Origin of the sequence: Kribbella sp. NPDC059898, assembly GCF_042730855.1 — a bacterium.
Taxonomy (GTDB): Bacteria; Actinomycetota; Actinomycetes; order Propionibacteriales; family Kribbellaceae; genus Kribbella.
In genome coordinates this window covers 10,870-33,613 of the sequence record NZ_JBHWKR010000028.1, presented here as the reverse complement: position 1 = coordinate 33,613, position 22,744 = coordinate 10,870, and the positions used below count along the sequence as shown (strand labels likewise).

The window sequence follows — 22,744 nt, the reverse complement described above, 5'->3', positions numbered from 1 at the left end:
GATGGCGTGCGGGTTCGCCCTATACCAGGCGGCCGGCGATGAAGGTTTGGGTGATGAGGGGGACGGCGGGGCGGTAGGCGAGGTGGAGGTAGGTGGGGGCGTCGAGGACTGCCAAGTTGGCCGGGGCGCCGGGGGTCAGGTGGCCCAGGTCGGGGCGGCGGAGGGAGGTGGCGCCGCCGGCGGTGGCGGACCAGAGGGCCTCGGCGGGGGTCATGTGCATTTCGCGGACCGCGAGGGCGATGCAGAACGGCATCGAGGAGGAGTAGCCGGAGCCGGGGTTGCAGTCGGTGGCGAGGGCTACGGTGACGCCGGCGTCGAGGAGGCGGCGGGCGTCAGGGTACGGCGATCTGGTGGAGAACTCGATCGCAGGGAGCAGCCCGGCCACCACGCCGCTGGAGGCCAGGGCGTCCACGTCGGCGTCGGTGAGGTACGTGCAGTGATCGGCGGACGCGGCGCCGACCTCGGCGGCCAGCTGTACGCCGGGGCCCTCGCCGAGCTGGTTGGCGTGGACGCGGGGCTGGAGGCCGCGGGCGATGCCGGCCTGGAGGATCGCCCGGCCCTGGTCGGCGTCGAAGGCGCCGCGTTCGACGAAGACGTCGATCCACTTCGAGTACGGCGCGGCCGCGTCGAGCATCGGCCCGGTGACCAGGTCGACGTACGCCACGGGATCCTGGTCGGCCGGTACGACGTGGGCGCCCAGGTAAGTGGTCTCGTCGGTGAACAGGCCCGCGATGCGGAGCGCCCGCGCCTCGTCGGTGACGGTGAGGCCGTAGCCGGACTTGATCTCGACGGTCGTGGTGCCCTGGCGGCGCATCTCGGTGACGAGCCGGGACACGTTCGCGGTCAGCTGTTCGTCGGTGGCGGCGCGAGTGGCGGCGACGGTGGTCCGGATACCACCGGCGGAGTACGGCGTACCGGTCATCCGGGCAGCGAACTCCTCGGCACGGTCACCAGCAAAGACGAGGTGCGAGTGGGAATCCACAAAGCCGGGGACAACCGCACGGCCGCCGAGGTCGACTGAGCTGTCGGCTGACGGCGCCTCCGTTCGTTGGCCAACCCAACCAATCGTGCTGCCGTCGATCACCAGTGCGGCGTCGTGCAGCTCGCCGAGCAAGCCGCCGCGGGCCGGGTCGTTGGTCACCAGCGAACCGATTCCGGTCAAGAGCATCGACGTCACCGCCTCAGCTTAGTCGACCGAAATTGCACCTTTTGACATCGCTCGGAGCATTGCCGCCGATCACGCACTGTGTTCAGCTGATCACCTCAGTGATGACAAGGGGGAATCACATGTACAGGGCAAGAACAGTGCTGGCCGCAGTAGTGGCGGTGGCGAGCATCGCTGCCTCGCTGGTGACGGCGAGCCCGCAGGCGGTCGCCGCCGAATCCGGAGCGGAATATTGCCGGCTGGGCATCACGCGGTGGACCTACACCATTTACACCATGCATGTCCGCTCGAGCATCCCGGCGTCTTTCAACTCGTCGATCACCAGCGCGATGCGGCAATGGAGCGGCATTCCCGGTTCCGCGCTCAGGTACTACGGTCCGCAGTTCCGCAGCGGCGTCGCGAACCCTGAGTACCTGCTGTACCTCAACAACTTCGCCAACTCCGGCCTGCCCGACGTGCCGGGGATCACGCTTGGTGTCAGCGGATCGTCGGGCACGCACCGTACCGCTGAGGTGCTGCTGAACAGCCGCTTCAGCTGGAACACCGCCGGCACGATGAACCAGGCACAGCGCCGGGTCGACGTCTGGACGATCGCCGTTCACGAGATGGGCCACGCCTCAGGGCTGGCACACCCGTACTCGAACTGCGGGCCGGTCACCGCCGCGGAGCGTGCGTCCGTGATGTACGTCAACTGGACACGTAAGCGCGTGCCGAACTCCGACGACCGTGCCGGCATCGCGGCGATCTACTGAGAGGAGCCGACCATGAAGAAGATTCTCATCCTCGCCGCCGGCATCGCCGCGACCGCGGCCGCCGTAACCGCCTTGACCGTCGGGCGCCCGGCCGGAGGCGTCGCGCCACAGACTGCCCAGGCTGAGCCGGCCACCACCGTGATCGACGGCTACGAGCTCGACCCCAGCCTGACCGCGGCAACGGCGTTCCCAGGCAACGAGCTGATCTTCGAGGCTCGGGTCGTACGGACCGAAGCGCCACGCAAAGTCGTGGCCAATGGCAACGGACCGGCCTACATCTACACACCGGTTCTGATGAAGGTCGAGAGGAGTGTTCGGGGTGGTCTTGCCGCCGGCCAGACGGTCACCGTACGCGCCCTCGGCGGAACGATCGCGAACGAACGAACCGTAAGCAGGCTCTCACCGGACTTGGCGGAGTACCGCGAGGGCCGCCACCTGCTGCTGATGACGGCGCGGTCGGTCGATGCCGGCGACGGCGTCCAGGCAGTGACACCGAACTATCTGCTGGGCTTCGACGATCAGCGCGGGACCGTGTTCAACATCAGCGACCCTGCCCAGTCTCAGTCGGCCAAGACCTTCTCGAGGGCGCTGGCGAACGCTCGGGGCACGTCGATCGCCAAGTGACGCCGTCCGGCCACTACATGCCGGCCGGAACTGACGACGTCCGTGACATCGGCGGCGGCTGCGGCGAAGACGACCGTCTCGCCACCGCCGCCGGTGCCGGCGGTCCGAACGCTCTGCACATCCACTGCGACCAGGTCGGCGCGAGAGCCGGGTGCGATTGTGCCGGCGTCGGGGAAGCCGAGGGAGCGGTGGCCGTCGGTGGTGGCGGCTTTCAGGAGTTCGGGGGCGGACCAGTGGCCGCGTTCCTGGGTGGCGAGGCGTTCGTCGAGTTCGACGGCGCGCATCTCCTCGAAGAGGTCGATGATCGCGTGGCTGTCCGAGCCGAGGGTCAGCGGCGAGCCCGCGTCCCGGAGCTGTACGGACGGCCCGATGCCGTCGGCCAGGTCCCGTTCGGTGGTCGGGCAGAAGCAGGAGTACGTCGCGGAGCTCCCGAGCAGGCCGACGTCGACCGACGTCAGGTGCGTCGCATGTACGGCGCTCGTCCGGCCGCTGAGGAAGCCCGCCTCGTCGAGCACCTGGGTCGGCGTACGCCCGTACGCCGCGAGGCTTGCCTCGTTCTCGGCGACCTGTTCGGACAGGTGGATGTGCAGCGGTACGTCGGGGAACGCCGAGGCGACCGCGCCGAGCTGGTCCTGCGGCACGCCCCGGATCGAATGCGCCGCCGCGCCGATCACCACGTCGTCGCCGCCGCTCAACCCGGCGACCCGGGAGGCCCAGGCGGTCGCGTCGCCGTCGCTGAAACGCTGCTGTACTTCGTTCAGCGGCCGGTCGATGCCGCCGGCAACGTAACAGGTGTCGAGCAGCGCGATCCGGATCCCGACGTCGCGCGCGGCCGCGATCAGGGCGGCGCCCATCGCGTTCGGGTCGTCGTACCGGCGGCCGCCGGGCGCGTGGTGCAGATAGTGGAACTCGCCGACCGCGGTGATCCCGGCGAGCAGCATCTCGCCGTACACGGCCTTCGCGAGGTCGTAGTACGTGTCCGGCGTGAGCGCGGCGGCGACGGCGTACATCTGCTCGCGCCAGGTCCAGAACGTGCCGCGCTCGGTCTGCGTGCGGCCGCGGAGCGCGCGGTGGAACGCGTGGCTGTGGCAGTTCGCGAGGCCGGGGATCACCAGCCCGCGCAGGACCGTCGCGGCGCCGGGGTCGGTGTCCGGTTCGACAGCAGTGAACCGGCCGTCGACGGCGGTGAGCAGGACGCGCGAGGCGAGACCACTCGGGAGGAGCGCGGTTTCGCACCAGAAAGTCACTTCGCGAGGTCCTTCAGTACTGCGGCCAGGGCGTCCACGCCGGCGAGGCAGTCGTCCATCTCGGCGTACTCCGCGGGTGAATGCGAGACACCGGTCGGGTTGCGGACGAACAGCATCGCGGTCGGGATGCCGGCGTCGGAGAACACGCCCGCGTCGTGGCCGGCGCCGGTCGGCAGCACCGGGGCGTTGTCGAGTACGGCGGCCAGGCGGTCGCGCAGGCCGGCCGGGAAGTCGACGATCGGCGAGACGGATTCGGGAATGACCTCGAGGGTGGTGCCGTCGCGCTCGGCGCGTTCGGTCGCTTGTCTGGTGATTGCCGCGAGCAACGATTCCAGCGTGGCGGTGTCGGCGGCGCGGGCGTCGAGCCAGGCGGTGACCACCGACGGTACGGCGTTGGTGCCGTTCGGCTCGACGGACACCCGGCCGAAGGTGGCGCGGGCGCCGGCGAGGCGGGCCTGCTTGTTCGCGGCGAGGGCGGTCATCGCGTACGTCAGCATCGGGTCGTGCCGGTCCTCCATGAGCGTCGTACCGGCGTGGTTGGCCTCACCACCGAACGTGAACCGGTACCGCCCGTGGGGCCAGATCGAGCTCGCCACACCCACTGGTGCGGTCAGTCCGCGGCCTTGTTCTACGTGCAGCTCTACGAACGTCCCCATCCGCTTCAGGAGCGGCGACGGCCCCAGGCCGGCCGGGTCGAGCCCGGCCTTCTCCAGCGCCTCCGCGAGCCCGACACCTGCACGGTCCTTCAACTGCAGAGCCTTCTCCGCAGACAGCACCCCAGCCGCGACCCGGGACCCCAAACAGGGCATCCCGAACCGCGACCCTTCTTCCTCCACGAAGGCCCCGATCCCGATCGGCACCCCCGGCTCGAACCCCTCCGCCCGCAACCGATCCACCGCCGCCAGCGCCGAAACCACCCCCAGCGGCCCATCAAACGCCCCACCATCAATCACCGAGTCCAAGTGACTCCCGGTGACCACGCCGGGACCGTCCGACGCACCCCACCAGGCGATGAGGTTGCCGATGGGGTCGGACTCGACCGACAGGTTGCGGGTGGCGCACTGGTCGAGGAACCAGTGGGTTGCTTCGCGTTCGGTCGGGGACCAGCCGCCACGGGTGTACCCGCCTGTTTCCGGGTCACGGCCGATGGCGGACTGGTCCGCCCACAGGGATTCGAATGAGTCAGACAAGGCTGTTCTTCGTCAGCCACTCTTTGGCGACGTCCTCGGAACGTTCCTTGCCGACCTCGACACGCTTGACCAGATCCGTCAGCTCTTCGGTGGTGAGCTTGGCGGAGATCGCGTTGAGTGCGTCGGCGACGGTGCTGTCCTTGTGGTCCGTGCGGATCAGCGGGACGACGTTGTTCGGCGGGAGAATCAGCTTCGGGTCCTGCAGCTCAACCAGGTTGTTCTCCTTGATCACCGACTGGGTGGTGAAGAAGTTCGTCACCTGGATCTGGTTGCTCTTCAGCGCCTGCAGGCTGAGCGGCCCACCCGAGTCCAGTGTCTTGAACTCCTTGAACTCGACGCCGTAGACATCCTTCATCCCGGCCAGCCCGGAGCGCCGGATCTTGAACTCGGCACCGCCACCGGCCACCAGGTCCTTCGCCACCGGCTTCAGGTCCGCGATCGACTTCAGGTGGTACTTGTCGGCGGTTGCCTTGGTGACGACGACGGTGTCCTCGTCAGCCGCCGGCGACTTGTCCAGCAACTCGAGGCCGGACGGCAGAGCCTGCTTCAGCGACGCGTACGTCGCGTCGGCGTCCCCGGTCTCGGCGCCCTTCTTGAAGTAGTCGAGCGCAGCGCCGGTGTACTCCGGCAGCACGTCGACCGAGCCGTCCTTGATCGCCGCGATGTACGCCTCGCGCTGACCGATGTTCAGCTGCTTCTTCACCGTCAGACCCTTGGCCTGCAGCGCCTGCGCGTACATTTCGGCCAGCAGTTCGCTTTCGGCGAACTTGGCCGAGCCGACCGTGATGCTGGTGACCTTCGCCGGGGCCTTACCGTCCCCGGACGCTCCGCTGTCGAGCGGGTTGCCACCACCGCCGCCGCACGCGGCGAGTAGTGCCATCGCCAAACCGGCGATCGCGGTGCGGATGGCTGCACGTTGAAGCACGGGATCCTCCAGGGTCCGTCAGGTGCCGGCGGGTGCCGGCGTGGTGTGAGTTGTGGTCTTGACGACCCGCCCGGTCAGACCGACGGAGACCGTCAGCCTGGTGAGCAGGGCGAACAGAAGATCCAGGACGATCGCGAGCAACGCGACCAGGACCGCACCGCTGAGCATCTGCGGGAAGTCTCGCAGGGAGAGCCCGTCGACGACATACCGGCCTAGCCCCCCGAGCGCGACCAGCGCGGCGATCGTCGCCGTCGAGACGATCTGCAGGGTCGCGCTGCGGATGCCCGAGATGATCAGCGGCAGCGCGATCGGCAGCTCGACCTGGCGGAGGATCTCGCCTTCGGTCATCCCCATGCCGCGGGCGGCGTCGACGGTGACCGGATCGACGCCGGCGATCCCGGCGTACGTCGCGGTCAGGATCGGCGGGATCCCGAGCACGACGAGCGCGATCAGCACCGGAAGCAAGCCGATCTTGCCCATCAGCAGGACCACCATGGTCAACAGCCCGAGGGTCGGCAGAGCTCGCGCCGCGTTTCCCAGGTTGATGGCCAGGAACGCGCCGCGCCGGGTGTGTCCGATGAGTACTCCCACCGGGAACGCCACCAAGAGGGCCAGAGCGAGCGCAAGGAAGGTGTACCAGACGTGTTCTCCGAGCCGGGTGCCGATGCCTTCGGCTCCCCGCCAGTTGGCGGGATCGGTCAGAAACTCGAACATTCCCTGGAGCATCAGCCGGCCTTCCGTACGGTGGCTGCCCGGTCCCAGGGGGTGAGCAGCCACTGCAGACCGACGATGATCAGGTCGGCCAGCAGCGCGAGGGCCAGCGACAGCACGATCCCCACCACGATCGGAGTCAGGAAGTTCAGCTGGAAGCCATCGGTGAACAGGTCACCCAGACCGCCGATACCAATGATCGCACCGACGCTCACCATCGAGATGTTGGCCACCGTGACCACCCGCAGGCCGGCGAAGATGACCGGTACGGCGATCGGCAGGTCCACCGTGAGCACCCGGCGAAAGGTTCCGTACCCCACTGCGATGGCGGACTGGCGTACCTCCGGTGGCACCGACCGCAGGCCGTCGATGACGTTCCGGATCAGCAGGGACACCGTGTAGATCGTCAGCGCGGTGATGATGTTGATCGGGGACAGCACCTTCGTACCGAGAATCACCGGCAGCACGATGAACAGCGCGATCGACGGCAGCGAGTACAGCACCCCGCCCAGCGCGACCAGCGGGTTCGCCAGCCAGGAGTACCGCGTCGCGACGTACCCGAGCGGCAACGAGATGATCAAGCCGAGCAGGACCGGCACCACGGCCAGGTAGACGTGTTCGCGCAGGGCTGCCCAGATGATGTCGAGGTTCTGGCCGATCCAGGTCACGACGCCAGCACCCCGGCAACCGCGGTCTGGTCGACCACGCCGACTGCTTTGCCGGCGTCGTCGACGCACACGCCGAGTCCCTTCGGCGAGGTGAGAACCGCGTCGAGGGCCAGCCGGAGCGAGTCGTCCCGGCGGAAAGTGGCACCGACCGGCAGTAGCTCCATCGTCCCGTCACGCCAGCCCAGCGGCTCGCCGCCCGATCCGAGCGCGAGATTCTCCGGCAACGGGCCCAGTTCCAGCTGGTCCGCCGGCAGGAACGTGAGGGCGCGGTAACCGCGGTCCTGGCCGACGAAGCCGCGGACGAAGTCGTCGGCGGGGTTCGCGAGCAGTTCGGCCGGCGGGGCGAACTGGGCGAGTTTGCCGCCGACCTGCAGTACGGCGACGTTGTCGCCGAGCTTGATCGCCTCGTCGATGTCGTGCGTGACGAAGACGATCGTCTTGCCGATGTCGCGCTGCAGCCGGAGCAGTTCCTCCTGCAGCTGGTGCCGGACGATCGGGTCGACGGCGCTGAACGGCTCGTCCATCAGCATGATCGCCGGGTCCGCCGCCAGCGCCCGCGCGACGCCGACTCGTTGCTGCTGGCCACCGGACAGCTGGGCCGGGTACCGCTCGGCCATCTTCAGGTCCAGGCCGACGCGTTCCAGCAGCTCCATCGCCGTGTCGCGGGCCTTGCGCTTGTCCCAGCCGAGCAGCCTCGGCACCGTCGCGATGTTGTCCACCACGGTCCGGTGCGGGAACAGCCCGGCGTTCTGGATCACGTACCCGATCCCGCGCCGCAGCGTCACGGCGTCCTGCGAGTTGATGTCGGTACCGTCGATCGAGATCGTCCCGGAGGTGCGCTCGATCGTCCGGTTGATCATCCGCAGCGAGGTGGTCTTGCCGCAGCCGGACGGGCCGACGAACACGGTGATCTGGTTGCTCGGGATCCGCAGGGACAGTGTGTCGACGGCGACGGTGCCGTCCGGATACTGCTTGGTGACGTCCTCGAACTCGATCATGGCGCCCCTTCGCGCTCGTCGTCCGGTCGCCCGAAAGACCCTAGCGGAACGAAAGACCGAAACCACGCGGTCGCACGGTTTCTCGCACTGCGGGAATCTGTACCGTAGCGCTACAGATTATCTTGGTCGCAGACAGTCAGCTTTCCCGCATCGGGACGCGCACCCCGCGCTCGTCCGCGACCTCGACCGCCGTGTCGTAGCCGGCGTCGACGTGACGGATCACACCCATCGCCGGGTCGTTGGTGAGTACCCGCTGGAGCTTCTGCCGGGCCAGGTCGGTGCCGTCGGCAACCGACACCTGGCCGGCATGGATGGACCGGCCGATGCCGACGCCGCCGCCGTGGTGGATCGACACCCAGGACGCGCCGCTGGCCACGTTCACCATCGCGTTCAGCAACGGCCAGTCCGCGATCGCGTCCGAGCCGTCGAGCATGCCTTCGGTCTCCCGGTACGGCGACGCGACGCTGCCGGTGTCCAGGTGGTCGCGGCCGATCACGATCGGGGCCTCGAGCTCACCGGAGGCGACCATGTCATTGAACCGGACGCCGGCCTTGTCCCGCTCGCCCTGGCCGAGCCAGCAGATCCGTGCCGGCAGCCCCTGGAACGCGACCCGCTCACCGGCCAGCTTGATCCAGCGCGCGAGGTGCTCGTTGTCCGGGAACAAATCGAGGATCGCCTGGTCGGTCTTGGCGATGTCGGCCGGGTTGCCGGACAGCGCCGCCCACCGGAACGGGCCCTTCCCCTCACAGAACAGCGGCCGGATGTACGCCGGTACGAAGCCGGGGAACTCGAACGCCCGGGAGTACCCGGCCTTGCGCGCCTCGTCCCGGATCGAGTTGCCGTAGTCGAACACCTCGGCGCCCGCGTCCTGGAACTCGACCATCGCCTGCACGTGCTTGGCCATCGACTCCTGCGCGCGCTCGGTGAACCCGGCCGGGTCCTTCTCCCGCGCAGTCGCCCAGTCCTCGAACTCGACCCCGACGGGCAGGTACATCAACGGGTCGTGCGCCGACGTCTGGTCGGTCACCACGTCAATGGGAGCGCCGCGACGCAGCAGGTCGGGAACGATCGTCGCGGCGTTGCCCAGCACCCCGATCGACAACGGCTTGCGCGCCTTCTTCGCCTCCTCGGCCAGCTGCAGCGCCTCGTCCACGGACGACGCCCGTACGTCGAGGTACCGGTGCTCGATGCGGCGCTGGATCCGGGACTCGTCGACGTCGACGCAGATCGCCACACCGTCGTTCATCGTCACGGCCAGCGGCTGCGCGCCGCCCATGCCGCCGAGACCCGCGGTCAGCGTGATCGTGCCGGCGAGGGTGCCGCCGAACTTCTTCTCCGCGACCGCGCCGAACGTCTCGTACGTGCCCTGCAGGATGCCCTGGGTGCCGATGTAGATCCACGACCCGGCCGTCATCTGGCCGTACATCGTGAGCCCCATCGCCTCCAGCTTGCGGAACTCCTCCCAGGTGGCCCAGTCGCCGACCAGGTTCGAGTTCGCGATCAGCACCCGCGGCGCCCACTCGTGTGTCTGCATCACGCCGACCGGGCGGCCGGACTGGACGAGCATCGTCTCGTCGTCCTTCAGCGTGGTCAGCGTGCGGACCATCGCGTCGAACGAGTTCCAGTCCCGTGCCGCTTTGCCGGAACCGCCGTACACGACCAGCTCGTCGGGGTGCTCGGCGACCTCCGGGTCGAGGTTGTTCTGCAGCATCCGCAGCGCGGCTTCCTGCTGCCAGCCGCGGGCGGTCAGGGTGGTACCGCGGGGTGCGCGGACAGGACGTGGTCCGGACATGGGTGATCCAGCCTTTCAGTTCAGCGGGCCGGTGACGGCCTCGGTCGCTTCGACGTAGGTGCCGTTGGCAACGAGTTGGACGGAGTGCTCGAGTTCGGGGGCGAGGTACCGGTCGGTGGCCGGGCCGTCGACGTACTCCCGCAGGACCGCCCGGGCGGCCGCCGTCGCCGGGGCCGGGGTGAGCGGGGCGCGCAGGTCGAGCGCCCGCGCGGCGGTGAGGATCTCGATCGCGAGGACGCGCTGCAGACCGTCGACAGCCTTGCGCAGCTTGCGGGCGGCGGACCAGCCCATCGAGACGTGGTCCTCCTGCATCGCGCTGCTCGGGATCGAGTCGACGCTGGCCGGTACGGCGAGCCGCTTCAGCTCGGACACGATCGCGGCCTGGGTGTACTGCGCGATCATGTGGCCGCTGTCGACGCCCGGGTCGTCCGCGAGGAACGCGTTCAGCCCGTGGTTGCGGGAGACGTCCAGGAAACGGTCGGTACGGCGTTCGCTGATGCTGGCGAGGTCCGCGACGGCGATCGCGAGGAAGTCGAGGACGTACCCGATCGGCGCGCCGTGGAAGTTGCCGTTCGACTCGACCCTCCCGTCCGGGAGCACGACCGGGTTGTCGATCGCGGCGGCGAGTTCGTTGGTCGCCACGTTCAGCGCATGGGCCGCGGTGTCGCGGGCGGCGCCGTGGACCTGGGGCGAGCAGCGCAGCGAGTACGCGTCCTGGACGCGGTTGCAGTCGGGGCCGCGGTGGCTGGCGACGATCGCGCTGTCCTTGAGGATCGCGCGCAGGTTGGCCGCGGCCTTTGCTTGACCGGGCTGGGGGCGCAGGGCCTGCAGGTCCGCGGCGAACACGCGGTCGGTGGCGAGCTGGGCCTCGACGCTCATCGCGGCGGCCAGGTCGGCGGTCTTGAACAGCCGGTCGAGGTCGGCGAGCGCGAGGACCAGCATGCCGAGCATGCCGTCGGTCCCGTTGATCAGCGCGAGGCCTTCCTTCTCCGCGAGCACGACCGGGGTCAGGTTGTGCTCGCGCAGCGCTTCGCCGGCGTCGAGAAGGTTGCCGTCGGCATCGCGGACCTTGCCCTCGCCGAGGATCGCCAGCGCGACGTGCGACAGCGGCGCGAGGTCCCCGGAGCAGCCGAGGCTGCCGTACTCGTGCACGACCGGCGTGAGGTGCGCGTTCAGCAGACCGGCGTACGCCTGGGCCGTCTCGACCTTCACCCCGGTGCGGCCGGTGGCGAGGGTGGAGAGCCGGAGCAGCGCGAGCGCGCGGACGACCTCGGTCTCCACCTCCGGGCCGGAGCCGGCCGCGTGCGACCGGATCAGGCTGCGCTGCAGCTGCGCCCGCAGTTCCGGCGCGATGTGCCGCGTGGCGAGCGCGCCGAACCCGGTCGAGACGCCGTAGTGCGGAGTGTCCGCGTGGGCCAGCGCCTCGATCGCGGCGCGTGACTTCGCGATCTCCTCGAGGGCCTGGTCGTCGATCCGTACCTGCGCGCCGTACCGCGCGACCGCGACCACCTGGGCCGGGGTCAGCGGGCCGACGCCGACAATCACCGTGTGTTCCACCCGAACATTGCACCGCGCTCCGTCGGTGCCGGACAGCAGCGGCGCGGACTTTCCGTCTCGAATCCGAGACAAGGGTGGCGACCCTCAGTAGCCGTAAGGTTTTGACATGGTGTTCGAGATCCGGACGGCGAAGCCGGAAGACGCGGTAGGAATCGCCCGGGTCTGGGCCGCCACGATGCCGCACCTGGTGAAGACGGCGCGGGCCGTCGAGCTGCAGCTGCGGCACGGTCACTCGCAAGAGGTGCTGATCGCCGTCGACGGGCCCGACGTGGTCGGGTACGCGAACCTGTACCGGCCGCCCGCGGACGCCGCGGCGCCGCGGGTACGGATCACGCTGCAGGTGCCGTCGGCGTACCGCGGTCGTGGGATCGGGACCGCCCTGCTGGAGGCGATCACCACGCGAGCGCGGGAGCTCGGCGCCGGGCGGTTGCTGACCGCGGTGGCCGAGGACTCGACCGGGTTCGCGGAGCGGCACGGGTTCACGGTGGGGCGGCGGATGACGCATTCCGCGGCCGACCTGACCGCCGTACGGGAGCCGCTCCCGGTGCCGGACGGGCTGCGGCTGGCGACGTACGACGAGCTCGAGCCGCGGCAGCTGTACGACGCCGAGGTCCAGGTGCGCGACGACGACCCGAGCGGGCTGTCCGGCGGGCCGGCGTACGAGGAATGGGTCCGTACGACGTGGGGGAACCCGGACAACCGGTACGACCTGAGTGTCGCCGTACTCGACGGGGACCGGGTGCTGTCGTTCGTGACCACGACCGCCGACCCGGACCGCCGGGTGATCTGGTCGAACCTGACCGGGACCATCCCATCGGCGCGCGGGCGCGGCCTCGCGAAGGTCGCGAAGTCCGCGGCGCTGGCGCGGTCGCGGGACGCCGGGTTCACGGTCGCCTCCACCGGGAACGACGCCGCGAACGAGCCGATGCTGGCGGTCAACCGGTGGCTCGGGTACCGGGAGACGTCGGGCGCGTGGACCGCGGAGAAGCCGCTGTGAAGCGGTTCGTCGTCTCGCTGATGGTGTTCCTGGTGCTGTCGTTCGGGGTCGGGATGGCGGTCTCCGGGCCGGACTTCATCGACTGGGGCGTGGCGGTCGGCCTGTTCGCGATCGCGGTCGCCGGGGAGAGCTTCCGCTTCTGGCTGTCCCGCAGCCGCGCCAAGAAGCAGGATTCGTCCGGCGTTTGAGGGTTACGCTGCCGTTGTGAGCGGCAACGTTCCCGCCTCGACCCGCACGCTGCGGGTGCTGACGTTCCTGGCCACCCAGCCCGGGCCGGTACCGATGGAGCGCATCGCCTCCGCGGTCGGGCTGCCGCGCTCCTCGACGTACCACTTGCTGCGGGCAATGATCGACGAGGGGTACGTCGTCCATCTGCCCGAGGAGAAGCGGTACGGGTTGGGGGTGGCGGCGTTCGAGATCGGGTCCGCGTACCTGCGACATGACCCGCTGGAACGGTTGGCGCGGCCGTTGCTGGTGCAGCTGGTGCACGAGGTGGGGCAGACCGCGCATCTCGGCGTACTGCATGGTCGAGAGCTGGTGTACCTGCTGAAGGAGCAGCCGCCGCGGCCGGTAACGCTGGTGACCGACGTCGGCGTACGCCTCCCCGCCACGCTCACCGCGTCCGGGCGGGCGCTGCTCGCCGAGCTTCCGCCGGCTCAGGTCCGGGCGCTGTTCCCGTCGACGGAGTCGTTCGTACGCCGAACCGATCTCGGACCGCAGTCACTGAGCCAACTCCGCCGGATCCTCGCCGACGAAAAGCGCCAAGGCTTCGCCGTGGAGGACTCCTTCATCACCCCCGGCATGGCCTCAGTAGCCAGCGCCGCCGTCGACCACGCCGGCCACCCGGTAGCCGCCATCTCGGTAACCTTCCGCACCGACACAGTCCCACCCACCGACCGCCCCCACCTGGCCCACAAGATCCGCCAGGCCGCCAAAGCCCTAACCCGCCGCCTCCACGGCTAGCCCAACCAACAGGCGAGGTGCAACCCGCGCAGGAACACCCCGCCGTTCGTTGAATCGTGGGAGTCGGCGGGCGGTGAGGGAGCCGCGTCTACCAGGAGGACTTTGTGACTCCGGGGAGTTCGCCGCGGTGGGCCAGTTCGCGGAAGTGGATGCGGGACAAGCCGGCCTTGCCGACGTAGCCGCGGGGGCGGCCGTCGAGGGTGTCTCGGTTGCGGATGCGGGTGGGGCTGGCGTCTCGAGGGAGTTGTTGGAGGCGGGTGACGGCCTCGGCGCGGGCCGCGTCAGACGTCGTGGGGACGGCGATGATCGCCTTGAGGGACGCACGCCGGGCGGCGTGGTGGGACGCGACGCGGCGGCGGTGGTTGTTCCTGGCGATCTTCGCCGCGGTCGCCATTACCGCTCTTCGCGGAAGTCGACGTGGGTGCGAACGGCGGGGTCGTACTTGCGGATCACCAACCGGTCGGGATTGTTCCGGCGGTTCTTCCGCGTTACATAGGTGTACCCGGTGCCCGCCGTACTGCGGAGCTTGACGATGGGCCGGAGGTCGTTGCGCTTTGCCATACCGCACAGGGTACATTGCACTGGTTATCGTTTTCAATAAGACGAGGAGAGTCGATGCTGCCGGTGACCTTGCTGACGGGGCTCGACGACGGGTTCCGCGGGGCCGTCGCGGGCAACCTGCTGGCCGAGGCCGGGCCGGCCGGCGTGCTGGTGGAGTACGACGTACGCGACCTGACCGCGGTCGTCCGTACCGCCCGGACCGCCACCGGAGTGATCGACCGTGAGGTCATCACGATGGCCCACCCGTGCGTCTCCTGCGCGATGCGCGGGTCCCTCGTCCAGCTGCTCGCGAGCATCGCGGCCGTCGAGCGGTACGCCGTCGCGATCGTCAACGTACCGGCCGCCGGCGACACGCACGCGATCGCGACCGAGATCGACCAGCACCCCGACCTCCGCCTCGACCGCGTCCTCACCAGCGTCGACACCGCAACTGTCCTGACGGACCTGCAAGGGGAGGACCTGCTCCGCGAGCGCGGCATCCCGACCGCTGCCGAGGACGGGCGCGCGACCGCGGAGGTCGTCGTACGGCAACTCGAGTACGCCGACGCCGCCGTCCTCAGCACCGCCGACGAACCCACCGCCCGACTCCTCCAGGCGATCAACCCGCGCCTCACGACCCGCACCAGCCCGGCAGGGCTCCTCGACGTACGCCCCCAGCTCCCCCGGACCATCGAGCCCGGCTCTGTCGCCGCGCCGGCGGACGGGCTGACGCTCGTCTGGCAGGCGGCGCGCCCGTTCCATCCGGAGCGGCTGTACGACGCCCTCGAGGACCTGGTCGCCGGTACGGTCCGCGGCCGCGGGACGCTCTGGATCGCGACCCAGCACCGGCACCGCGTCAGCTGGGACAGCTTCGGCACGAACGTCGTGTTCGGCGTACTCGGCCCGTGGCTGGCCGACCTCCCGGCGGACCGCTGGCCCTCCGTCGGGCAGCAGCACCAGGCCCGGTCGGCGCTCGAGTGGCACCCCGAGTACGGCGACCGCGCGTCGTACCTGTCGCTGACCGGTCCCGCGCTGGACGTCCGGGAATTACAGCGCCTCCTCGACGGTTGTGTACTCCGTGCGGACGAAGCGGTCCACCCCCTGACCGACCCGTTCGCTCCCTACTTGGAAGGAAGTACCGCAGCATGAAGAAGGACATCCACCCCGACTACCGCCGGGTCGTCTTCCGGGACAAGTCCGGCAACTTCAGCTTCCTCACCGGTTCGACCCGCCAGAGCACCGAGACCGTCGTCTGGACGGACGGGAACACCTACCCCGTCGTCGACGTCGAGATCTCGTCCGCGAGCCACCCGTTCTACACGGGCCAGCAGCGCGTGATGGACACCCAGGGCCGCGTGGAGAAGTTCAAGAGGCGCTACGGCCAGAAGTAACCCGCGCCAACAACCAGCCCGTCATCCCACCCGAGGATGACGGGCTGTTCTTTTCCCCCAACCCTGGGCGTCTCGGATTCGAGACGGAGGAACCCGCGCGCCGGGTGTCGCGGGGCGGCTGCCGGTTCCACACTGTGCAGATGGAACCGGTCGAGCTCTCGGGTGCCGGCTTGGCGCCGCTCGACGCTGTCGCGCTGGGGCAGCGGCGGACGGCGGTGCGGCTGAGCGACGACGCGCGGAAACGGATGCGCGAGTCGGCGCAGGTGGTCGCCGAGGTGGCGGCGCGGCGGCCGGTGTACGGGCGGACCACCGGGGTCGGGGCGAACCGCGACGTACTCACGTCCGACCCGGAGCACGGCGCGCGGCTGCTCGCGTCGCATTCGACGACCGGTACGACGTCGTACCCGAAGGACGTGGTCCGGCTCGGGCTGCTGATCCGGCTGAACCAGCTCGCGGCCGGCGGCTCGGGACTCGACCCGGCGGTCGCCGACGCGATCGTTGGCCTGCTCAACGACGACGACCTGCCCGACCTGCACCGTGGCGGCGCGATCGGCACCGGCGACCTCGGCCCGCTCGCCGAACTCGGGCTCGCGCTCGGCGACGTCATCGACGGCACCAGCGCACTCCCGCTGCTGTCCAGCAACGCGTTCACGCTCGCGGAATGCTGCCTCGCGTATGTCGAGGCGTCCACGCTGATCGAGGTCGTACCGCTGGTCGGCGCCCTGTCACACGTCGCGCTCCGCGGCAACGCCGAGGTGTACGACGCCCGCGTCCACGAGGCCCGTCCGCAACCCGGGCAGCTGCGCGTCGCCCGCCGGATGCGCGAGCTGCTCGACGGCCTGCCGCTCACACCCGCCCGCATCCAGGACCCCTTCGGAATAAGGGCTTTCGCGCAGGTACTAGGACCGGCCGTCGACCACTCCGATGCCCTGGGCAACAGCGTGCGGATCGACATCAACGCGGCCGCGGAGAACCCGCTGGTGGCCGGCGACACCGTGCTGCACAACGGCAACTGGCACGCGATGCCGATCGCGCTCGCGCTGGACTCGCTCCGGCTCAGTCTGCACAGCGTCGCGACCCTCTCCACCACCCGGGTCGCGAACCTGGTCGACCCGGACTACACCGGCCTCAGCCGCTTCCTCGCCAGCGGCGCCGAGGCGAGCTCGGGCGTGATGATGATCGAGTACGTCGCGCACGACGCGCTCGCCGCGGTCCGCTCCGCCGCCCAGCCCGCAACCCTCGGTACGGCGACCTTGTCCCGCGGCGCCGAACTGCACGCAAGCTTCGCCCCGCAGGCCGCCGTACTGACCAAGCAGCTCCTGGACGCGCTCCGCGAGGTCCTCGCCAGCGAACTCGTCACCGCGGTCCGCGCGATCCGGCTCGCCGGACTCACCCCCGACGACCTGTCCCCCGCGTCCGTCGGCCCGTGGCTGGCCGACGCGCTCGCCGCGCTCCCGGGCGACCTCACCGACCGCTCCCTCCGCGAGGACCTCGAGATCGCCCGCGGCCTGCTCACCCAGTGGGGCGATCGGCAGGTCGAGCATCCGGCCGAGTCCGGCTAGCCAGCAGCGCGCGGAGCTGCGCGGCGAACTCGACCGGGTGTGTGGCGTACCCGATGTGGTTGCCGGGGAAGTCCACGACCTGCAGCCCGAGGCGTTCGGCGAGCACGGTGTTCGGGCGGTACGGGAACAGCCCGCGGGACTCCTTGCCCCCGGCAAGCACCAGCCGATCCGTCAGCCCGGACAGCACCGTCAGGTCGGGCTCGTAGCGCGGGTAGGTCTTCAGCTCGTACTCGAACCAGAAGTTCAGGTTCGCACCCATCCGCTGCATCAGCTCGGTGCGCTGCTCGTCGGGGAGCGCCGCGAACCGGTCGGACGAGTCGTCCTCGGTCACCCCGAGGATGCGCTCACCGAACCGGCGCATCGCCTCGGCCGGGCCGTCCGCGCGCCAGGCGTCGTACAGCTCGTCGAGGAACGCGAGCCACTCGTCGCCGTCCGGCAGCAGCTTGGCGAGCGGCGGCTCGTGGCTGATCAACGTCGCGACGTGCTCCGGCGAACGGGTGAGCAGCCGCAGAGCGACGATCGCGCCCGAACTGCTGCCGAACACGTGCGCAGGTCCGGAGCCGAGGTGCCCGATCAGCGCCAGGGCATCGTCCGCATCCGCGTCCAGCCTGCCTTCGGCGTTGACCGGACCAACGATCGGGCTGCGCGAGAACCCGCGGCGGTTGTACGCGACGACGGTGTACTCGTCGGAGAGCAGCCGGAGCAGGCCGGCGTACGGCAGGGTGTCGCCGTTGCCGCCCGGGATCAGCAGGACGAGCGGGCCGCTGCCCGCGGTCTCGTAGTACAGCTCGGCACCAGGTACGGCAAGCATCATTGCGGCCTTCCGATGATCGATTCGAGTTCGTCCAACGCGTTCTCGACGGAGCTGTGGATCGTTTCCGCGCCGCCCGCGTCCAGCCAGCGCGACACGGCCAGCTCGGCCGTGGCATTGACCGCCGCGGCGACGACGACCGGCATCAGCCCGGCGCCCGCGCGGGCGGCGATGGCGGCGGCCAACTCACGCTCCATCGCGTTCCGGGCCTTGAGGTACTCCCCCTGCAACTCCGGCGCACTCGTGACCAGCCGGACACCGGCAACCCACTCCGGGTCCGGGTCACCGGCCTCGTACTCCGCGAGCACACTCGCCCGGATGGCGTCCCACAACGGCTCGCCGGCTGGGCGCGCACGCAGCGCCCAGCCGGTCCGGGTGGCGCGATCCGCCGCCAGCGAGCAGATCGCCTCGTACTTGTTCGCGAAGTAGTTGTTGTAGGTCCGCGGCGACACACCGGCCGCCGTGGCGATGTCCTCGACGAGCACGTTCTCCAGGCCGCGCTCGACCGCGAGGCGCATCGCCGCGATCCCGATCGCCCGCCGGGTGGCGAGCTTCTTGCGTTCCCGAAGACCGGTCATGCCACCACTATAGTGCGTGGCACGCAATTATGCGCAACACGCACTATAGCGGTCAGAGGCGGTTGTAGGCCTTGAGTGTGCGGAGGGCGCCGACGGTGACGATGCCGCGGTACTCGAGGACCGCGGCGGGGCCCGGCGGTTCCCAGGTGATGGCCCAGCCGCCGTCGGCTTGCTGGTCGGCGATCAGGCGGTCGAGGTGGGCGTCGAGCTGTTCGTCGGTGAAGAGCGGTCGCCAGACGCTGTCCGGCGTCGGCGCGAACCCCAGCGGCGTCACGCCGTACGACGGGTCGGCCGCGTCGGCGCGGAAGTGCGCGAGCTTCGGGAGCCACTCGCGGATCCGGTCGAGGTCGACGTCCTCCTGGGGTGCGAGGAACTGGAGTACCTCGCTCATGCCGTGCGCGTCCTCCGGGAGGCCGTTCGCGAGCTCGGCCTCACACCAGGCGGCGGCCTTGTCGCGCCACGGGTGCTCGATGCCCAACTGGTGCAGCCGGCCGACGAGTCCAGCGGTCGGGTTCAGGCCGGGCTGGTACGTCCATTCGGTGATGTGCTCGGCCCGCGGGTACCCCTCGACGGCCGGGCCGCACAGCGGTACGGCGCCGTCCGGCGTCGCGACCGTGGCGAGCCAGTCGGCCGCCCGCCGGACCATGTCGTCGTCACGGGCACCGGCCGCGAGCAGCGTGTCGAACGCGACCTCGACGTCGAGCGGCAGGCTGTCCGGGCACCGCTTGTCCGGCTCCAGCCCCCACCCGAAGCCCCCGTCGGCGTTCTGGAACCCGCGCAACGCATCCACCACGCCGGTCGGATCAGCCCCCTCGAAGACCGTCGCGAAGAGCCGCCGCTCGACCAGTCGAGCATCCCGCCGTACGAAGTCCCGTGCTGCCGTGTACATGTCCATGGCCTAACCCTGCCCCGAAACGTCCCGCACTGTCTTGAACGAATCGGACAGCGGATCTCCAGGCCATCACAATCGGCCCGTCCAGCATCTGCTGAGCGTGGCGATCACACGGCGAACGCGGTTGTGATGGCCTGGGGATCCGCATCACGGCTCGAAGCGGTAGCCCATGCCTGGTTCGGTGAGGAGGTGCTTCGGGCGGGCGGGGTCGGGTTCGAGTTTGCGGCGGAGCTGGCCCATGTAGAAGCGCAGGTTGCCGCTCGCGGTCTCGTAGCCGGGGCCCCAGACCTCGGTGAGCAGCTGGCGTTGCGACAGCAGCTTGCCGGGGTTGCGGACGAGCACCTCCAGCAGGTGCCACTCGGTCGGGGTGAGGCGGATGTCCTCGCCGTTCTCCAGCGTGACGCGCTTCGCGGCGAGGTCGACCGCGATGCCGCCGACGGTGACCATCGGCTGGTCCTGGGCGATGTTGCTGCGGCGCAGTACGGCGCGCATGCGGGCGAGCAGCTCGTCGATCCCGAACGGCTTGGTCACGTAGTCGTCGGCGCCGGCGTCCAGCGCCTCCACCTTGTCGGTCTGGTCGGTCCGCCCGGACAGCACCAGGATCGGCGCGTCGGTCCACCCGCGCAGCCCGCGGATCACGTCGACGCCGTCGAAGTCCGGCAGCCCGAGGTCCAGGATCACCAGCTCCGGCGGGTGCTGCGCCGCCACCTTCAACGCCGACGTACCGGTGCCGGCCAGGTGCACCTCGTACCCCCGTGCCTTCAGGTTGATCTGCAACGCCCGCACGATCTGCGGCTCGTCGTCAACCACGAGAACCCTGGTCACTCGATCTCCCCTGATCTCTCGCGGACGCCTGGAACCGGGGCGTCCGGTGCTTGGGCTGCTGGGATCGAGACGACCATCGTCAGTCCACCACCTGGCGTGTCCTCCGGCTGCAGCGTGCCGTGCATCGCCTCGGCGAGTCCGCGGGCGAGGGCCAGCCCGAGCCCGACGCCGACCGTGTTGTCGGTGTCGCCGAGCCGCTGGAACGGCGCGAACACCCGGTCCCGGTCCTGCCGCGGGATCCCCGGACCACGGTCGATCACCCGGACCTCGACGGTGGCGCCGAGCGCGCTCCCGGTGACCAGCGGCGGCCGTCCGGGCGGCGAGTACCGGATCGCGTTCGCGAGCAGGTTCGCGACCACGCGCTCGAGCAGCGCCGGATCCGCCTCGACCAGCGGCAGCGTGTGCGGGATGTCGACGGTCACCCGGTCCGCGTCGTCCCCGAGTTCGGACAGTACGCCGGGGAGGATCTCGTCGAGCGCCATCGGCCGCGTGAACACCGGCAGTACGCCGGCCTGCAGGCGACTGAGATCCAGCAGGTTGTCCACCAGCCGCGACAACCGGTCCAGCGACTCGTCCGCGGTCTCCAGCAGCTCGGCCCGCTCGGACTCGCTCCACTCCACGTCGTCGCTGCGCAGCGACGTCACCGACGCCTTCGCCGACGCCAACGGGGAGCGCAGGTCGTGCCCGACCGCCCGGAGCAACGCCGTACGCAGCTTGTCGGCCTCTGCCAGCGGCTTCGCCTCCGCGGCCGCCTCGCTCAACCGGGCCCGATCGACGAGCGCCGCCGCGTGCGCCGCGAACGCGCCGACCAACCGGCGTTCATCTGCCTCCAGCTGATGCCCCTGCAGCACCAGCACCAGGTCGTCGCGCGCCGGAATCTCCGCGTCGGCCTCCTCCGGCCGGGTGCACGTGAGTACGCCGGTGGACGCGATCGGCCGCCATTCCTCGGTCAGCTCGTCCTCGTCGACCCGTTCCATCAGGCACGCGCCGGTCATCCCGAACGCCTCGCGCACCCGCTCCAGCAGGGCGGGCAGCGCGGTCTCGCCCCGCAGTACCGAACCGGCCAGGGTCGCCAGAGTCTCCGACTCCGCGGCCGCCCGGGCCGCCTGTCTGGTCCGCCGCGCCGCCCGGTCGACGACCGTACTCACCATCGCCGCGACGAGGATGAAGATCAGCAGCGCCAGCGCGTTGTTCAACTCGGCGATCGTGAATGTCCGCTTCGGCGGTGTGAAGAACCAGTTCAGGACCAGCGATCCCGCGATCGCGGTCAGCATCGCCGGCCACATACCGCCGACCAGGGCCACGATCACGACCGCGAGCAGGAACGCCAGCACGTTGCTGGTCAGGTTCAGCGTGTCGCCGCCGAGCCCGAGGACCAGCGCGAGCAGCGGCTGCAGGACGATCGCCAGTACGAACCCCTGGATCTTCCGCTTCCGCGACAAGCTCCCCCGCAGCCGCGGCAGCCGCCCCTGGCCCATCAGCGAGTGCGTGACGATGTGTACGTCGATCTCGCCCGAGTCGCGGATCGTGGTGGCGCCGATCCCCGGCCCGGTGAACAGCGACCCGAACCGCGAACGCCGGCTGCCGCCGAGCACCAACTGGGTCGCGTTCTCGGCCTTCGCGAAGGTCAGCAGCGCGGCCGGGATGTCGTCGCCGACCACCTGGTGATAGGTGCCGCCGAGCTGCTCGACCAGGTTCCGTTGCTCGGCGAGCTTGCTCGGGTTAGCGCCCGTCAGCCCGTCGGAGCGGGCGACATGGACGGCGAGCAGGTCCCCGCCGGAGGACCGTGCCGCGATCCTGGCAGCCCGCCGGATCAGCGTCTCGCCCTCGGGACCACCGGTGAGCGCGACCACGACCCGCTCCCGGGCCTCCCAGGTGGAGTCGATGTCGTGCTCGGCGCGGTACTGCTGCAGGCCGGCGTCCACCCGGTCCGCCAGCCAGAGCAGCGCGAGCTCCCGGAGCGCGGACAGGTTGCCGACCCGGAAGTAGTTGCCCAGGGCAGCGTCGATCTTGTCGGCGGCGTACACGTTGCCGTGCGCCATCCGCCGGCGCAGCGCCTCCGGCGTCATGTCGACCAGCTCGATCTGGTCCGCGGCCCGGACCACCCGGTCCGGGACCGTCTCCTGCTGCGGTACGCCGGTGATCTTCTCGACCACGTCGTTGATCGACTCGAGGTGCTGGATGTTGACGGCCGAGATCACGTCGATCCCGGCGGCCAGCAGCTCCTCGATGTCCTGCCAGCGCTTCTCGTTTCGGCTGCCCGGGATGTTCGTGTGCGCCAGCTCGTCGACCAGCGCGACCTCCGGGCGCCGGGCGAGGACGGCGTCCAGGTCCATCTCCGTGAAGCTGGCACCGCGGTAGTCGACGATCCGCCGCGGCACCACCTCGATCCCGTCGAGCATCTCGGCCGTGTGCTCCCGGCCGTGCGTCTCGACGAACCCGGCGACGACATCGGTCCCGCGGGCACGCCGGCGCTGGCCCTCGCCCAGCATCTTGTACGTCTTGCCGACACCGGGCGCGGCACCGAGATAGACCCGTAGGTGCCCGCGCTTCATA

The 22,744-nt window shown here is 70.1% G+C and carries 24 protein-coding genes; 8 read left to right on the top strand and 16 right to left on the bottom strand.

Features of this window, described 5'->3' with window-relative positions; translation table 11 throughout:
• Positions 1 to 19 precede the first annotated feature (19 nt).
• A complete protein-coding gene (gene hutI, locus ACFV9C_RS43490; RefSeq protein ID WP_380203765.1) occupies positions 20 to 1,177 on the bottom strand; it encodes an imidazolonepropionase in 1,158 nt (385 codons plus the stop codon).
• Positions 1,178 to 1,287: 110 nt separating this feature from the next.
• Between hutI and ACFV9C_RS43485 the strand changes: the two genes are divergently transcribed.
• Both ACFV9C_RS43485 and ACFV9C_RS43480 read left to right on the top strand, forming a co-directional pair.
• The gene (locus ACFV9C_RS43485) at positions 1,288 to 1,917 is read left to right on the top strand and encodes a matrixin family metalloprotease (protein ID WP_380203763.1); all 630 of its coding nucleotides are present in this window, start codon (positions 1,288 to 1,290) and stop codon (positions 1,915 to 1,917) included.
• Between the two features lie 12 nt (positions 1,918 to 1,929).
• Entirely contained in the window at positions 1,930 to 2,541 is a 612-nt protein-coding gene (locus tag ACFV9C_RS43480; RefSeq protein WP_380203761.1) for a hypothetical protein, read from the top strand.
• Here ACFV9C_RS43480 and ACFV9C_RS43475 read toward each other — a convergent pair.
• From ACFV9C_RS43475 to hutH, 8 genes are all read right to left on the bottom strand, one after another.
• A complete protein-coding gene (locus ACFV9C_RS43475) occupies positions 2,478 to 3,788 on the bottom strand; it encodes a formimidoylglutamate deiminase (protein ID WP_380203759.1) in 1,311 nt (436 codons plus the stop codon). The two genes, ACFV9C_RS43480 and ACFV9C_RS43475, sit on opposite strands and share 64 nt — an antisense overlap.
• Positions 3,785 to 4,978, bottom strand: coding sequence for an allantoate amidohydrolase (locus tag ACFV9C_RS43470; RefSeq protein ID WP_380203757.1), 1,194 nt, complete (start codon positions 4,976 to 4,978; stop codon positions 3,785 to 3,787). The genes ACFV9C_RS43475 and ACFV9C_RS43470 overlap by 4 nt, the downstream gene beginning before the upstream one ends.
• Positions 4,971 to 5,903, bottom strand: coding sequence for an ABC transporter substrate-binding protein (locus tag ACFV9C_RS43465; RefSeq protein ID WP_380203755.1), 933 nt, complete (start codon positions 5,901 to 5,903; stop codon positions 4,971 to 4,973). Before ACFV9C_RS43465 ends, ACFV9C_RS43470 begins: the two co-directional genes overlap by 8 nt.
• Positions 5,904 to 5,921: 18 nt before the next feature.
• Positions 5,922 to 6,617: an ABC transporter permease gene (locus ACFV9C_RS43460; protein ID WP_380203753.1), complete on the bottom strand. Its 696-nt coding sequence runs from the start codon at positions 6,615 to 6,617 to the stop codon at positions 5,922 to 5,924.
• A gap of 11 nt (positions 6,618 to 6,628) precedes the next feature.
• Positions 6,629 to 7,282 (bottom strand): ABC transporter permease, encoded by a 654-nt coding sequence (locus ACFV9C_RS43455; RefSeq protein ID WP_380203751.1) that lies wholly within the window; start codon positions 7,280 to 7,282, stop codon positions 6,629 to 6,631.
• On the bottom strand, positions 7,279 to 8,280 hold the full coding sequence (locus ACFV9C_RS43450) for an ABC transporter ATP-binding protein (protein WP_380203748.1): 1,002 nt from the start codon (positions 8,278 to 8,280) through the stop codon (positions 7,279 to 7,281). Before ACFV9C_RS43450 ends, ACFV9C_RS43455 begins: the two co-directional genes overlap by 4 nt.
• Before the next feature lie 136 nt (positions 8,281 to 8,416).
• Complete coding sequence (hutU, locus tag ACFV9C_RS43445) at positions 8,417 to 10,072, bottom strand: urocanate hydratase (protein ID WP_380203746.1); 1,656 nt, start codon at positions 10,070 to 10,072, stop codon at positions 8,417 to 8,419.
• Positions 10,073 to 10,087: 15 nt separating this feature from the next.
• Positions 10,088 to 11,629, bottom strand: coding sequence for a histidine ammonia-lyase (gene hutH, locus ACFV9C_RS43440; RefSeq protein WP_380203744.1), 1,542 nt, complete (start codon positions 11,627 to 11,629; stop codon positions 10,088 to 10,090).
• Between the two features lie 106 nt (positions 11,630 to 11,735).
• Between hutH and ACFV9C_RS43435 the strand changes: the two genes are divergently transcribed.
• From ACFV9C_RS43435 to ACFV9C_RS43425, 3 genes are read left to right on the top strand one after another with little or no spacing between them, the layout of a single operon-like run.
• A complete protein-coding gene (locus ACFV9C_RS43435) occupies positions 11,736 to 12,626 on the top strand; it encodes a GNAT family N-acetyltransferase (RefSeq protein WP_380203742.1) in 891 nt (296 codons plus the stop codon).
• Entirely contained in the window at positions 12,623 to 12,814 is a 192-nt protein-coding gene (locus tag ACFV9C_RS43430) for a hypothetical protein (RefSeq protein ID WP_380203740.1), read from the top strand. Before ACFV9C_RS43435 ends, ACFV9C_RS43430 begins: the two co-directional genes overlap by 4 nt.
• Before the next feature lie 16 nt (positions 12,815 to 12,830).
• Positions 12,831 to 13,589 carry an IclR family transcriptional regulator gene (locus ACFV9C_RS43425; RefSeq protein ID WP_380203738.1) on the top strand — a complete coding sequence of 253 codons (759 nt, stop codon included), beginning with the start codon at positions 12,831 to 12,833 and terminating at the stop codon, positions 13,587 to 13,589.
• A gap of 88 nt (positions 13,590 to 13,677) precedes the next feature.
• Here ACFV9C_RS43425 and rpsN read toward each other — a convergent pair whose 3' ends face one another.
• Positions 13,678 to 13,983: a 30S ribosomal protein S14 gene (gene rpsN, locus ACFV9C_RS43420; protein ID WP_380203736.1), complete on the bottom strand. Its 306-nt coding sequence runs from the start codon at positions 13,981 to 13,983 to the stop codon at positions 13,678 to 13,680.
• Positions 13,983 to 14,150: a 50S ribosomal protein L33 gene (rpmG, locus tag ACFV9C_RS43415; RefSeq protein WP_380203734.1), complete on the bottom strand. Its 168-nt coding sequence runs from the start codon at positions 14,148 to 14,150 to the stop codon at positions 13,983 to 13,985. The genes rpsN and rpmG overlap by 1 nt, the downstream gene beginning before the upstream one ends.
• A gap of 54 nt (positions 14,151 to 14,204) precedes the next feature.
• On the opposite strand from rpmG, the gene ACFV9C_RS43410 reads away from it, so the two are divergent.
• From ACFV9C_RS43410 to ACFV9C_RS43400, 3 genes are all read left to right on the top strand, one after another.
• A complete protein-coding gene (locus ACFV9C_RS43410) occupies positions 14,205 to 15,278 on the top strand; it encodes a GTP-binding protein (RefSeq protein ID WP_380203731.1) in 1,074 nt (357 codons plus the stop codon).
• A complete protein-coding gene (locus ACFV9C_RS43405; protein ID WP_380203729.1) occupies positions 15,275 to 15,520 on the top strand; it encodes a type B 50S ribosomal protein L31 in 246 nt (81 codons plus the stop codon). The genes ACFV9C_RS43410 and ACFV9C_RS43405 overlap by 4 nt, the downstream gene beginning before the upstream one ends.
• A 140-nt stretch (positions 15,521 to 15,660) precedes the next feature.
• A complete protein-coding gene (locus ACFV9C_RS43400) occupies positions 15,661 to 17,082 on the top strand; it encodes an aromatic amino acid ammonia-lyase (protein ID WP_380203727.1) in 1,422 nt (473 codons plus the stop codon).
• Here ACFV9C_RS43400 and ACFV9C_RS43395 read toward each other — a convergent pair.
• The 5 genes from ACFV9C_RS43395 to ACFV9C_RS43375 all read right to left on the bottom strand — a co-directional run bounded on the left by ACFV9C_RS43395 (position 17,033) and on the right by ACFV9C_RS43375 (position 22,743).
• Positions 17,033 to 17,893 (bottom strand): alpha/beta fold hydrolase, encoded by an 861-nt coding sequence (locus ACFV9C_RS43395; protein ID WP_380203725.1) that lies wholly within the window; start codon positions 17,891 to 17,893, stop codon positions 17,033 to 17,035. The two genes, ACFV9C_RS43400 and ACFV9C_RS43395, sit on opposite strands and share 50 nt — an antisense overlap.
• On the bottom strand, positions 17,893 to 18,471 hold the full coding sequence (locus ACFV9C_RS43390; protein WP_380203723.1) for a TetR/AcrR family transcriptional regulator: 579 nt from the start codon (positions 18,469 to 18,471) through the stop codon (positions 17,893 to 17,895). The genes ACFV9C_RS43395 and ACFV9C_RS43390 overlap by 1 nt, the downstream gene beginning before the upstream one ends.
• A gap of 52 nt (positions 18,472 to 18,523) precedes the next feature.
• On the bottom strand, positions 18,524 to 19,366 hold the full coding sequence (locus tag ACFV9C_RS43385; RefSeq protein ID WP_380203721.1) for a hypothetical protein: 843 nt from the start codon (positions 19,364 to 19,366) through the stop codon (positions 18,524 to 18,526).
• Positions 19,367 to 19,510: 144 nt separating this feature from the next.
• The gene (locus tag ACFV9C_RS43380) at positions 19,511 to 20,188 is read right to left on the bottom strand and encodes a response regulator (protein WP_380203719.1); all 678 of its coding nucleotides are present in this window, start codon (positions 20,186 to 20,188) and stop codon (positions 19,511 to 19,513) included.
• Positions 20,185 to 22,743, bottom strand: coding sequence for a DUF4118 domain-containing protein (locus tag ACFV9C_RS43375; RefSeq protein ID WP_380203717.1), 2,559 nt, complete (start codon positions 22,741 to 22,743; stop codon positions 20,185 to 20,187). Before ACFV9C_RS43375 ends, ACFV9C_RS43380 begins: the two co-directional genes overlap by 4 nt.
• Position 22,744 lies beyond the last annotated feature (1 nt).

Coding starts and splice junctions, on each gene's coding strand:
- ACFV9C_RS43400 (WP_380203727.1), top strand. CDS start 15,661: ATGGAACCGGTCGAGCTCTCGGGTGCCGGCTTGGCGCCGCTCGACGCT.
- ACFV9C_RS43395 (WP_380203725.1), bottom strand. CDS start 17,893: ATGCTTGCCGTACCTGGTGCCGAGCTGTACTACGAGACCGCGGGCAGC.
- ACFV9C_RS43375 (WP_380203717.1), bottom strand. CDS start 22,743: ATGAAGCGCGGGCACCTACGGGTCTATCTCGGTGCCGCGCCCGGTGTC.
- ACFV9C_RS43435 (WP_380203742.1), top strand. CDS start 11,736: ATGGTGTTCGAGATCCGGACGGCGAAGCCGGAAGACGCGGTAGGAATC.
- ACFV9C_RS43385 (WP_380203721.1), bottom strand. CDS start 19,366: ATGGACATGTACACGGCAGCACGGGACTTCGTACGGCGGGATGCTCGA.
- ACFV9C_RS43460 (WP_380203753.1), bottom strand. CDS start 6,617: ATGTTCGAGTTTCTGACCGATCCCGCCAACTGGCGGGGAGCCGAAGGC.
- ACFV9C_RS43390 (WP_380203723.1), bottom strand. CDS start 18,471: ATGACCGGTCTTCGGGAACGCAAGAAGCTCGCCACCCGGCGGGCGATC.
- ACFV9C_RS43450 (WP_380203748.1), bottom strand. CDS start 8,280: ATGATCGAGTTCGAGGACGTCACCAAGCAGTATCCGGACGGCACCGTC.
- rpsN (WP_380203736.1), bottom strand. CDS start 13,983: ATGGCGACCGCGGCGAAGATCGCCAGGAACAACCACCGCCGCCGCGTC.
- rpmG (WP_380203734.1), bottom strand. CDS start 14,150: ATGGCAAAGCGCAACGACCTCCGGCCCATCGTCAAGCTCCGCAGTACG.
- ACFV9C_RS43405 (WP_380203729.1), top strand. CDS start 15,275: ATGAAGAAGGACATCCACCCCGACTACCGCCGGGTCGTCTTCCGGGAC.
- ACFV9C_RS43410 (WP_380203731.1), top strand. CDS start 14,205: ATGCTGCCGGTGACCTTGCTGACGGGGCTCGACGACGGGTTCCGCGGG.
- ACFV9C_RS43485 (WP_380203763.1), top strand. CDS start 1,288: ATGTACAGGGCAAGAACAGTGCTGGCCGCAGTAGTGGCGGTGGCGAGC.
- ACFV9C_RS43480 (WP_380203761.1), top strand. CDS start 1,930: ATGAAGAAGATTCTCATCCTCGCCGCCGGCATCGCCGCGACCGCGGCC.
- hutU (WP_380203746.1), bottom strand. CDS start 10,072: ATGTCCGGACCACGTCCTGTCCGCGCACCCCGCGGTACCACCCTGACC.